Origin of the sequence: Chitinophaga sp. (assembly GCF_039596155.1) — a bacterium.
GTDB lineage: Bacteria > Bacteroidota > Bacteroidia > Chitinophagales > Chitinophagaceae > Chitinophaga.
The window spans coordinates 41,686-53,751 of the sequence record NZ_JBCNKF010000045.1; the positions used below are offsets into that span (position 1 = coordinate 41,686).

At 45.4% G+C, this 12,066-nt stretch carries 8 protein-coding genes; 6 read left to right on the forward strand and 2 right to left on the reverse strand.

The window, feature by feature from the left end; all coding sequences use genetic code 11:
- Positions 1-143 precede the first annotated feature (143 nt).
- Complete coding sequence (locus ABDW33_RS29245) at positions 144-2,414, reverse strand: GH92 family glycosyl hydrolase (RefSeq protein ID WP_343693641.1); 2,271 nt, start codon at positions 2,412-2,414, stop codon at positions 144-146.
- A 372-nt stretch (positions 2,415-2,786) separates the two neighbouring features.
- Between ABDW33_RS29245 and ABDW33_RS29250 the strand changes: the two genes are divergently transcribed.
- The 3 genes from ABDW33_RS29250 to ABDW33_RS29260 are packed head-to-tail and all read left to right on the forward strand — an operon-like array spanning position 2,787 to position 6,810.
- On the forward strand, positions 2,787-5,771 hold the full coding sequence (locus tag ABDW33_RS29250) for an OmpA family protein (RefSeq protein ID WP_343693642.1): 2,985 nt from the start codon (positions 2,787-2,789) through the stop codon (positions 5,769-5,771).
- Position 5,772: 1 nt separating this feature from the next.
- Positions 5,773-6,333: a T9SS type A sorting domain-containing protein gene (locus tag ABDW33_RS29255; protein ID WP_343693643.1), complete on the forward strand. Its 561-nt coding sequence runs from the start codon at positions 5,773-5,775 to the stop codon at positions 6,331-6,333.
- Positions 6,334-6,354: 21 nt separating this feature from the next.
- Positions 6,355-6,810 carry a VOC family protein gene (locus ABDW33_RS29260; protein ID WP_343693644.1) on the forward strand — a complete coding sequence of 152 codons (456 nt, stop codon included), beginning with the start codon at positions 6,355-6,357 and terminating at the stop codon, positions 6,808-6,810.
- A gap of 58 nt (positions 6,811-6,868) precedes the next feature.
- On the opposite strand, the gene ABDW33_RS29265 is transcribed toward ABDW33_RS29260, so the two are convergent.
- On the reverse strand, positions 6,869-8,005 hold the full coding sequence (locus tag ABDW33_RS29265) for a mechanosensitive ion channel domain-containing protein (RefSeq protein WP_343693645.1): 1,137 nt from the start codon (positions 8,003-8,005) through the stop codon (positions 6,869-6,871).
- Between the two features lie 136 nt (positions 8,006-8,141).
- On the opposite strand from ABDW33_RS29265, the gene ABDW33_RS29270 reads away from it, so the two are divergent.
- The 3 genes from ABDW33_RS29270 (at position 8,142) to ABDW33_RS29280 (ending at position 11,331) form a co-directional block, all read left to right on the forward strand.
- The gene (locus tag ABDW33_RS29270; protein WP_343693646.1) at positions 8,142-9,380 is read left to right on the forward strand and encodes a DEAD/DEAH box helicase; all 1,239 of its coding nucleotides are present in this window, start codon (positions 8,142-8,144) and stop codon (positions 9,378-9,380) included.
- Positions 9,381-9,577: 197 nt separating this feature from the next.
- On the forward strand, positions 9,578-10,063 hold the full coding sequence (locus ABDW33_RS29275) for a response regulator (protein ID WP_343693647.1): 486 nt from the start codon (positions 9,578-9,580) through the stop codon (positions 10,061-10,063).
- Positions 10,064-10,158: 95 nt separating this feature from the next.
- The gene (locus ABDW33_RS29280) at positions 10,159-11,331 is read left to right on the forward strand and encodes a glycosyltransferase family 4 protein (RefSeq protein WP_343693648.1); all 1,173 of its coding nucleotides are present in this window, start codon (positions 10,159-10,161) and stop codon (positions 11,329-11,331) included.
- Positions 11,332-12,066 lie beyond the last annotated feature (735 nt).

A 12,066-nucleotide genomic window follows, 5' to 3' on the forward strand; every position in this document is an offset into this window, starting at 1 on the left:
CTCCTGAATGAGTATTATTTTACCATATATCAATTTTAAAAACTGTACGGTTGGATTGACCGCTGGTCGTCAGAGAACAGGCTCCAATAAAAAAGCCGCTTTCGCCGGGCTGGCAAAAGCGACTTTTATTAGAAGTATAAAAATTAAAACTTAGAATCGGGGCGGTTCTCAAGTGCCTTACCGAAATTGTAATTCGGCTGGGGGCCCATGGTCACTTTCAGCACACCGCCTTTCACCATATCTGCATGACGAATATAGCTATTGTTGTAAGGTTTTCCATTGAGGGTAACGCTCTGGATATAAATATTTTCGCCACTGTTATTGGCAGTTTGAACGGTGAAAGTCTTACCTCCTGCCAATTTGAGGACAGCTTTGTCAAACAGTGGGCTACCCAGCACATAAATACCTTTTGCAGGGTTTACCGGATAGAAACCTAAAGAAGACATGACGTACCAGCTGGACATTGCACCGCAATCCTCATTACCAGCCAGCCCTTCAGGTGTGGTAGTATAGAATTCTTTCACTACCTGTCTTACCTTTTCAGCAGTCTTCCATTGTTTACCTGCGTAGGCATACAGGTAGGTGACATGGTGGCTTGGCTCATTCCCGTGTGCATACATACCGATCAGGCCGGAAATGTCGCTGCTCGCTTTGTCGCCCATATCACCGGAAGCAGTGAAAAGACTATCCAGCTTGGCAGTAAATGGCTCATCGCCCCCCAGCAGACCTATCAGGCCTTCAGGATCCTGTGGTACCAGCCAGGTATACTGCCATGCGTTTCCTTCGGTAAAGTCTCCAAACTCGTGGATAGAGTTGAACGGATCGAAAGGTGTTTTCCAGCTACCGTCATCCATTCTTGGACGCACGAACCGCACGGATGGATCAAAATAGTTTTTATAGTATGCGGCTCTTTTGGAGAAGTATTCGAAATCTTCGGTACGCCCCAGTTTCTTAGCCATTGCGGCTATACACCAGTCATCGATGGCGTATTCCATCGCTTTGGATACGGATTCCTTCTCATGTTCGGAAGAAATATATCCCTTTGCCTTGATGTCTTTCATACCATAGTCATCTCTTGTAGCAGAGGATTTCATGGCTTCGAATGCTTCGTTCGGATCAAAACCGGTATAGCCTTTCAGGTATGCATCGGCAATAAAAGGAACCGCATGGTAACCTACCATACAATCTGTTTCATTACCCATGAGTGGCCAGATAGGGAGTTTACCCTGCTGTTTGTAAATAGCCAGCATAGAATTGACAAAGCCGGCTACGCGATCTGGTTGCAGGAGGGTATACATTGGTATATCCGAGCGATAGATATCCCAGAGGGAAAAGATGGAGTAATTATTGAAGCCGGGATCTGTATACTCCTTCTTATCCGTACCGCGGTAGTCGCCATTGTGGTCATTAAATAATGACGGTGCGATCATAGTATGATACAACGAAGTATAGAAAATAGTTTTGGCAGAATCGTTCCTGGTGGTCAGACTTACCTTGGATAACTCGGTGTTCCATTTCTCTGTTGCGGCTTTGCTGACGGCAGCAAAATTCCATCCCGGAATTTCTGCATTGATGTTTGCCAGGGCATTTTCGCTGCTGACCGGTGAGATCCCTACCTTCAGCAGGACAGTGGCGGGTGCTTTACTGAAAGAGATCAGCCCTTTTACGTTCTGCCCCCTGTAAACGGTACCTTCCTGTAGTTCATCTCCATCATATACTTTGAAGTCTTTCAAAGGCACGTTACTTTTAATAGCGAACCACAGGCGTTGGTCTACTGCCCAGCCTTTGGAATAGCGGTACCCTTCCAGGGTGTAATCATCCTTTTTCGTGATGTACGTTTCAACCGGGGCATCCCAGCCGATCCCTTCTTTCAGGTCTACTATAATATGACCTTCCTGGTTGGCAGGAAAGGTATACTTATGGAAACCTACTCTTTCGGCGGCGGTGAGTTCCACCTTGATTTTGTAGTCTTCCAGGTTTACGGCATAGTAACCTGGCTTCACAGTTTCGTGTGCATGTGTGTAGTGGGAGGCATAGCCACTGGTGGGATCATCCTGGGTACCACGGTTCGTGCGTACCTTACCGGTATAGGGCATAATTAAAACATCGCCCAGGTCACCAATACCTGTACCACTCAGGTGGGTCTGGGAAAAACCGATCACAACGCTGTCCGAATAATGGTAGCCGGAGCACCAGTCCCAGCCTTTTACAATATTGGTAGGGCCTACCTGTACCGCTCCAAAAGGTACGTTGGCCCCTACAAACACGTGGCCATGGCCGCCCGATCCGATGTATGGATCAACATAATCTACTGGTTTGTAAGCCTTTTTGCCTGTAACAACTGTCTTTTTTGATTGACCGTTTAATTGAATGCCGGTAGCGAGCAACGCTGCTGCCAGCATTGGGTAATGCATGAGTCCCAATTTCATATCTCGAAATCCTTTAGAACACCCAATATACGTACCTCCCTTCAGAAAGTAAAGCCTGGTTAAAATGACATCAGTCAGGGATAATATGTTACAATTTGATGATATTCAGCGGGTCCATTAGGTCTACTTACTATTTCTTATAATTTAATATTTGGCTGGAATCCTTGACCATCAAGATAAACGGTCCCTGAATTCGGCCATTTTTACATGTTTTGATACCCAAAGCATGCAAAAAAGACACTTTCCGGGGGTTTTCTAAAATATTAATACTATCTTTACTATATTTAAGTTATTATATGATAATATCTTTTAAACTGATATTCTTATATTTATAGCGCAGGCCAAATATCCTATGAGATGAAAGCAATTTTACTCATTTTACTTCTTCCTCTTTTGTTGTGTGTAAACAGTGTACGCGCTCAGATCCCTAATACTGGCGTTACAGGTTTGCAAGGTATGAACTATCAGGCGGTATTGAGAAAAACCAGTACCCAGGGCGTGGCAGCGAACCTGACATGTCTTATAAAATTCTCCATTTCTGCTGAATCTGGTGGTACTCCGGTATATGAGGAAGTGCAGGGGTTGGTGAGTTCTGCCCAGGGTATCATATCTGCGGTGATAGGCAAAGGTACGGTGATCACCGGTTCATGGAGTGCAATTCCATGGAGCAGTGGTTATGTGTGGTTGCAGGCGTATGTGGATATGACGCAAACGGGTAGTTATGATCCGATAGGTACGCCTGTGCAGATGTTTGCAGTACCTTATGCGATGTATGCAGCGAACGGGGGATCTGGTGGTGGAGGAACGGGTACCGGTACCGGCATTAACTGGAAGGGTACGTTAACGGTGGCGCCGCTTACTGCGACGATTGGCGATGCTTATTATAACAGTACTGATAAAAAATCTTACATCTACGATAGTAATAGCACCTGGCAGGTGATGACACAGGATGGTAGTTCAGTAGTATGGCTGGGGTCATTTACTACGGTACCCAGTGGTCCGGTATCGAACCAGGCATATTATGATATAACAGCCAAAAAGTCTTACATCTATGATGGTACAACCTGGCAGATCATCGCCCAGGATGGTGTGGATGGTACAACGCTCATTTGGCTGGGCACCCTTACCGCAGCGCCGGCGACTCCTTCTCTTAATCAGGCTTATTACAACTCTACTGACAGAAAATCTTATATCTATGATGGTGCAGCCTGGCAGATACTTACCGAAGATGGTTTACAGGGTGTAGGCGTTTCCTGGCTGGGGACTTTTGCAACAGCACCTGCTACTCCTACTTTAAACCAGGCTTATTATAATTCTACCGACAAAAAATCTTACCTCTATGACGGGACTGCATGGCAGGTCTTTGCCGAAGATGGTGTAGGTATTTCCTGGTTGGGCTCTTTTGCAACGGCCCCTGCTTCTCCTACTTTAAACCAGGCGTACTATAATACTGCCGACCGTACTTCTTATATCTATGATGGTACGGCATGGAAGGTACTGGCAGAGGGTGGCACCGGCTGGACCACGAAGACACTGGAGTTCGAAACAACCGGGCAACTGGGTCTTGCAACGACTGCCAGCCCCGATACCCTGAAAGCTACAAAAAAAACATGGCTTACTACCGGCAACACCGGTACTGCCAGCAACTCTGAATTCATTGGTACACTGGATACGGCAGCATTTGTGATCAAAACAAATGGTAATGGTACCCAGCAGGAAAGAATGCACTTTACGAACACGTCCAGGATCTTTGTGAATGGTAGTGCGGATACGGCTTCCTCACAGGGCCAGGCGGTATTTACCGTATTTGGTGGTGGTGCGCCGTTAGCTTTGAATACAAATGATCCCAGCACGGAACATGCGATCAATGCATATAATTCTAATAGTACTGCCGCTATCTATGGCCGTAACTATAGCAACGGCTATGGTATACAGGGCGTATCCTCCGCGGGTGCGGGCATATATGGCTGGTCAAACAGTAAAGGCTCACTGCCAATTAAAGGTGAGAACTATTCTAATACGGGTGGCTACGGGATTTTTGGATCTACCCGATCTCCATTCATTTATTCATCCAGCGGTGCGTATGGTGCGGGTGTGATTGGTTGGGCGCAGAGCACGACCGGTATAGGTTTACTGGGAATTGGTAATAACCTGGATTATACAAATACTTCTTTGTTACAGGGGCCAACTGCGGCTGCCGGTGTACTTGGTAATGGTATTACGTATGGTGTGGTAGGTGTTGGTGGTATTTCTAATGCCACTAAGGGCGTGGGAGTAGCTGGTGGTGGTAATAACATGGCAGTGGTGGCTCCGACCAGCGGGGCGGGTATATCCGGGGTAGGTTATATTGGTGTGGCAGGGTATGGTAAGAGTTCCATTAATTCCGGTGGTGATGCAGGGCGCTGGGGCGCTTACTTCGAAAGCCGCTATGGTAGTACCCCTATCGGTTATATATATATAGCGGGGCAGTCTACTGATAACACATTTGTAGGTTTTGCAACGACGGGGACCAAATCCACCATTGTAAAAGATGAAACGGGAACCGGCCGCATGCTGTATTGTCCGGAGGCACCGGAAGTGCTATTCCAGGATTATGGTACAGGTGAACTGACAGATGGCAAAGCGCATATTGATCTTGACAAATTGCTTACCCAGCACATTCGTGTAGACGCTAAGCATCCCCTGAAGGTTTTTATACAGCTGGAAGGTGATTGTAATGGCGTATTTGTGACTAATAAATCAGCAAATGGTTTTGATGTAAAAGAGCTGCAGAATGGTAAATCAAACGTTGCCTTTACCTGGCAGATCGTGGCCAGCAGAGCGGATGAGGTAAGCCCTACCGGTAGTCAGCTGAACTATTCAGATCAGCGTTTTGCGATAGCTCCGGGCGCATTGCCATCAGTAGAAGATGGAAGACCGCTGATCGATTCAGCCGTCAACGCCTCCGAAAAGCCGGTTACTAAAGTTGAATTGAAAAAAGAAGAAGAAAAGATTGTTAATAAAGCATTTTCTAACCTCCAGTTTGCGAGTGCGAAAGCGGATATTGCCAAGCGTTCATTCTCATCTATGGACCACCTGGCCAACCTGCTGAAAACTCATCCTGAATGGCATGTAACACTCAGCGGCCATACAGATAATGAAGGTACCCCGGCATTTAATCAAACTCTTTCAGAAAAACGAAGCGAAGCGGTAAAGACCTACCTGACCTCAAGAGGAGTGAATGCAGATCATATCACGACCATCGGTTACGGACAGACTAAACCCCTTAGCACAGAAAACACCCAGGAAGCCAAAGAAAAGAACCGACGCGTAGAAATCGCAATTTATTCAGAAAGACCTTAAAATGATAAATCTGAGAAAAACCATATTTACAGGACTGCTGTTAGCCACCATGATGATGGTTGCGGGGCTGTCGTATGGGCAGACTGATACAATAAAAGAACATTATACCGCCAAACAATTTACGATCAGTACTGCCGGTGAGGCGCTGTTAGTTCAAGGCACTTTTTATATCGCGTACAATATAGGGGAACCGCTCATTTTTGCAGATAGTAGTCTGAACTATGCGCTCTGGTTTGGATTTGAGCAACCGCTGGGTGATACCATTGCGTATAAGAAGGATGATATGACCATTTATCCCAACCCGGCATATACCAGTACGGCCACCGTGAAGTATGTCATGAGTGATGGCAGTGGCAGTTCCGGGATCACAAAAATTGATATCAGAATTGTAAATATATCGGGGCAGCTGATGTTTACCGACTCGAAGCAGATTGATGAGAAGGAAAGTATATTTGTTTACCAGTTTGAAACAGAAAAATACAACCCCGGTATATATCTCGTCACCCTGTTTATGGATACGGGGATTAAAGCCAGCCGAAAATTTGTACGAGTGAGATTATAGGATATGCCTTATCTTAAAGGTATGAAAAAGATAATTCCACTCTGCCTGCTGGCTATTGTTATGATGACCCATACACGCGCCATTGCCCAAAGAAAAAGCCCGGTACTGAACCATATCGCCGTATATGTATACGATCTTGAAAAAACCACTGCATTCTATAGGGATATTCTCCAGATAGATACGATTCCAGAACCTTTTCATGATGGCAGACATTCCTGGTTTAAGATTGGCGAACACAGCCAGTTACACCTGATAAGAGGTGCAGCGGGAGTAAGTACGCATGACAAGAACGGACACTTATGTTTTAGTGTACCGTCTATGTCAGCGTTTATAGATCGGCTGCATGCGAATAAGGTACCATTTGAGAGCTGGCAGGGAGTCGCGGATACTCCCACCAAAAGAGTGGATGGCGTGCAGCAGGTTTACTTTAAGGACCCGGAAGGCAACTGGATTGAGATCAATGACGACAAGTACTGATTCGTCCGGTATAATAGAATCGATCAGGCCTGTTTGCCGGAATAGCTAATCCCATTCATTAAGCCTGTGATGGCAGATTAAATGGGTTGCTATCATTCTTATCAGCCACATTTCCATGAAGGGTTTTATACGCTCCTTCCTCTAAAACAGCGCGCGTTTTAGGCAGGCAATACGGATGATTGTCTCTCAAAAAAACAAGCATCTTTTCCCTGATATCACAGCGAAGATCAAAGGCCTTCCCTGAGCTATTGGAACTTACCAGAAAACGGACTTCAATTACCCGTTCTCTGACATCTGTCACCTGTACCGCTTTTACTCTTCTATCCCAGAGCGGATGGGTTTTGAGAATGCGCTCAAACTCTTCGCGCATAGCATCGAAGGGAGCGGTATGATCAAGGTATAGGAAAGCGGTACCCAGGATGGCGGAACCGGTACGCGTCCAGTTCTGGAAAGGCTTTTCGATAAAGTAGTTGATTGGCAGGATCAGTTTACGCTGATCCCATATACCCAGTACGACATACGTGAGGGTGATCTCTTCTACCCTGCCCCACTCACCTTCTACCACGAGCACATCGTCGATACGGATAGGTTGGGTAAAAGCGATCTGCATACCGGCGAGAAAATTGGACAATGAGCGTTGGGCAGCAAAACCGATGATGATACCACTGACCCCCACACCGGTGAGTAAGCCGGTACCAATCTTACGGAGACTGTCAAAACTGAGTAGTACTGCACAAAGTGTGAGAACTAAAATTGTGCTTACGGCAAACTTGCGTACGAATTGTAATTGGGTGCGCATCTTACGCTCCCGGAGGTTGTCTTCTTTACTAAGGTCGTAGGTATGGTATATATAGTCTTCGAAGACCTTTACCAGGCCGGCGAGTGCAAAGCCGAAGGAAAGAATAAGCCCGATTTCAGCGACTTTGCTGAGGATGTTCATTGGTTTCCTGGACAATTCCATAAACGGCAGTACCATATTGAAAACCAGTAACGGCAGCAAATAATTTACGGCTAGTCCCAGGCGTTTGAGAATAGACCGGATCAAAGAATAACTGGTGTTATTCTTGGTCGTGTAGCGGAGGATAAAGGCCATTAAGTATTTGAGGATCAATCCAGTAATCAAAGCCGAGGCACCGAGCAAAATATTCCATAAAAATGGCGGCAGGTTAAGATTTCTCTGTAAAACGTCAAGCATGGTCACGTATTTTGTCATGAAAAGCCTAATTTCCCGCAAAGAACATACCGGGAAGAGCAGTATTTCACCTTTGCCCGGGTTAACTTGTTTTTCGTTATCTTTAAGAAATATTTAATTATTTAAACAGTACATCGCTTTGTATTTTGATGAATTTGACCTGGATGACAGGGTACTAGACGGAATTGACGCAATGGGATATACCACAGCAACGCCTGTACAGGAAAAAGTTATACCCCCCATTATTGCTGGTAAGGATATTCTGGCCTGTGCACAGACTGGCACTGGTAAGACTGCTGCTTTCCTGCTTCCCATTATTCACCGGCTCCTTACCGAGCATCACGATAACCATAAGATCAATTCCCTGATCATCGTACCTACAAGGGAACTGGCGGTGCAGATTGCACAGACGCTGGAAGGCATGTCTTATTTTACCAATATCAGCTCTATTGCTGTGTATGGTGGAAGTAACGGGGCCTTGTTCTCAGCCGAGAAGAAAGCACTGACTTCCGGGGTGGATATGGTAATCTGTACGCCTGGGCGTATGATCGCGCACCTGAACATGGGATATGTGAAACTGGATGCCGTAAAATATCTTGTATTGGACGAAGCAGACCGCATGCTGGACATGGGTTTTAATGATGATATCATAAAGATCACATCTTTCCTGCCGAAAGTGAGGCAGAATCTTTTGTTTTCTGCGACCATGCCGGATAAGATCCGGAAACTGGCATTAAAAATATTGCATCAGCCGGAAGAGATCAATATTGCTATTTCCAAGCCTCCTGAAAAGATTGTACAGGAAGCATTTGTAGTGTACGAAGAGCAAAAGCCAGCCCTGATTAAGGCATTGCTGAAGCAGAAGCAGTTCGACAATATCATCATCTTCTGCTCCAGAAAGCAGAACGTGAAGCAACTGACGTATGAGCTGCAAAAGGCAAAATTCACTGTAGAGCAGATCCACTCGGACCTGGAGCAGGATAAGCGGGAGCAGGTGCTGATGGATTTTAAGAGTAAGAAACTTAAGATTCTCGTAGCGACGGATATATTGAGCCGGGGTATTGATATCGAAGATATCAACCTGGTGATCAATTATGACGTACCAAATGACGCAGAAGACTATATACATCGGATAGGCCGTACGGCTCGTGCTGCTACTGAAGGTACTGCGTATACCATTATATCAGAGAAAGAGCAGCGGAAGTTTGCCAGGATTGAAGAGGTACTGGGAAAGTCTGTAACGAAGGCGCCTGTACCCGAGGAATTAGGCCCTGTACCTGAATATACGGCGAGGCCCGGTAGCGGAGGTGGCGGTAAAAAGCGACCTGGGGTGTATAAACACCGCAATAATAAAAACCGGTATAGTAATAAGAAATAAGCTTTGGGCTTTATAAGATATAGGAGCGCCCTGGTCGGTTGACCAGGGCGCTCTTTTTTTTCCATTTTTTGGAAAAACTTCTAAAAAATAGACCTTCCACTTGCCATGCCAAACCAATAACCCGCTACCATGGCCACTTTGGCACGATTTCCAATTTTGGTCTCAAAATGGTTTCTTCTATATCAAACGGCAACGAAATGGCTACAAAAACAGACAGCAAGTTATACGTCGTAGATGATGATCCATTTTATCTGGCTACATACGATAAACATCTTAGAGCGCAGGGCTTCACCAACATTACCTGTTTTCTTTCAGGTAAGGATTTTCTGGAGCACTTAACAGATGAGCCGGATATTGTAATACTGGATCATGATCTGGGTGATATGACTGGCCTGGATGTGCTGAAAGAGATTAAACGCTTTAATTCAAACATCTTTGTCATTTTCGCCAGTGCAAGACAACAGCCGGATATTGCGACTGCTTCTCTCAAAAACGGTGCTTTTGACTACATTATGAAGGACGACAATGTGCTGGAACATATTACTTCGACACTCAGTAAGCTGTTTGTGGTACAGGATTACCTGAAGAAGAAAAAACGTAATAACAGGTTCTTCTTTTTCTTCAGTCTGATTGTGGCGACGCTCATGGTAGTCAGCTTTGTGCATGATATGCTAAGACATTAGATCAATGCTCTATTTAACTACCTAACCTACGATTGCATACACCTGTGTCCATTTATCCCTGTACCTGTATAACTCATTATTAAATCACGCAACTCATGAAGAAGATTATAGCAGTTCATTTATCAAACGACAGGAGTGGCAACACACTGATCTTCCGCGAATCGCTGGAAGCACTGGCAGAAAAGGGAATGGATATTCATTTAATTACGAACGGCAATACGTATACACAGGGATATCTGACTGATTTATCGAATATACAGTATCACTACATAAATTATATTGAACGGGGGAACAAAACGCGCTTATTCTTCAGCTTCCTGCTGGCGCAGTTAAGTATCTTTTTAAAGGTACTCTGGCTGAGTAAGAAAGGGGATAAAGTATACATTAATACTTTGCAACCTTTTGGGGCAGCATGGGCCAGCAGGCTGAAGGGAGCGCAGCTTACCTATCACATTCATGAAACGGCGATACAACCGGCCGTTTATAGAAAAGTGATGTTGAAGACTGCGCAGTTGTTAGCACAGCAGGTCGTATATGCTTCGCGGTTTGTGCAGTCTCAGTTTGAATTCAGGAAAGCGGAGAGCAGAGTGATTCATAGTTGTCTGCCGAGTTCCTTTGTGCAGGAAGCGGTGTTGCATGCGAATCTCGGTACCCGCAAAACAATTTTGATGGTGACTGACCTGGAAGAGGAAAGTGGTGTGGATGAATTGATGGAACTGGCGACTGCCATGCCTAAGACGAAGTTTGAGTTGGTGATCAGGGCGACCTATAAAGAGATTGCAGATCATTTCAAGGGTTTAAAGGTACCTAATAATGTAATGATCTATGATACACAGCTGAATATGCATCCGTTCTATCAACGCGCTGCGGTGGTGTTAAACCTGTCTCATGCGGCACATTACCAGGAAACGTTTGATATCAGCATACTGCAGGCGATGAGTTATGGCCGCCCGGTGATAGTACCGCTGGCAGGCGGAGCGAATGAACTGGTGGCTCATGGCTGGAACGGATACAGGATCAGTGGACATTACGTGGAGCAGGTAAGGAAGCATGTAGAACAGTTGTTGAACAACAAGCCATTGTATGCGGATATGAGTTGTGCGGCACAGCTGGTGGCTAGTCAGTTTAAACCTACACATTTTAAGCAGCAGGTAGAAGATGTATTTATGGAAGGGACCTGCTATACACCTACAAAGAAACAGGAAGTAGCCGAGGTATTGCTTTATCCGGCAGCGTTGCAGGAATATTTGAATACTGCTTTGAATTGATTAAATAATCAGACCTTTTTGTTGCGTGTATCAGTATCGGGGCCCTGGTGAAATAAGAGGGGGACTAAGTTTGGAACGGGGCCCGCGGATACTGGATCGTAAAAAGATATTTTGTTTGAGTATGTGGAACTTCGCATCCCGGCCCCGTAGGATTAGGGGGAGCATTTGAAGGGAGGGGCCAGGGGTTGGAAGTTATGTTGATTTTTTAGTCGTAGAAGTACTTTGGGGAGATTTTTACTAAGAGAGAATTTGATTCTATAAGATATTTTGCTTTGGGGGGATTCATAATCAGATGTTTTTTTTGGGGTCAACAAGCGTTCTGTCGAGAGCATTTATTGAGGGTTTTTCATAAGGGTTAATTAGAGGGTTTTGTTTTATTTGAGTATGTGAGTATGTGACTTCGCATCCCGGCTCCGGTGGTAGTTGGTAGATAGAAGTGGTTGGAAGGAGCCTGGAGATGGAAGTTGGATTAAAAAAATGATGTTTTTGGGGCAGTGCAAAGGATAGTAGATTTTGGAAGAGATTGGAATGGTAATGGGACCTGGAGGGTGGAGAGATTGATTCGAGAGGGAGATAGTGAGGGGTGGATTGGGGATTTAGAGAGATTGAGAGTGTGAATGGATCGTGAAGAGAGACTGGAGGTGTGGATGGATTGTGAAGAGAGATTGGAAGGTGCGGATGGATCGTGATGAGAAATTGAGAGGGGTGGATGAATCGGGAGGGGAGATTCGGAGG

Coding starts and splice junctions, on each gene's coding strand:
- ABDW33_RS29255 (WP_343693643.1), top strand. CDS start 5,773: ATGATAAATCTGAGAAAAACCATATTTACAGGACTGCTGTTAGCCACC.
- ABDW33_RS29265 (WP_343693645.1), bottom strand. CDS start 8,005: ATGCTTGACGTTTTACAGAGAAATCTTAACCTGCCGCCATTTTTATGG.
- ABDW33_RS29250 (WP_343693642.1), top strand. CDS start 2,787: ATGAAAGCAATTTTACTCATTTTACTTCTTCCTCTTTTGTTGTGTGTA.
- ABDW33_RS29245 (WP_343693641.1), bottom strand. CDS start 2,414: ATGCATTACCCAATGCTGGCAGCAGCGTTGCTCGCTACCGGCATTCAA.
- ABDW33_RS29260 (WP_343693644.1), top strand. CDS start 6,355: ATGAAAAAGATAATTCCACTCTGCCTGCTGGCTATTGTTATGATGACC.
- ABDW33_RS29275 (WP_343693647.1), top strand. CDS start 9,578: ATGGCTACAAAAACAGACAGCAAGTTATACGTCGTAGATGATGATCCA.
- ABDW33_RS29280 (WP_343693648.1), top strand. CDS start 10,159: ATGAAGAAGATTATAGCAGTTCATTTATCAAACGACAGGAGTGGCAAC.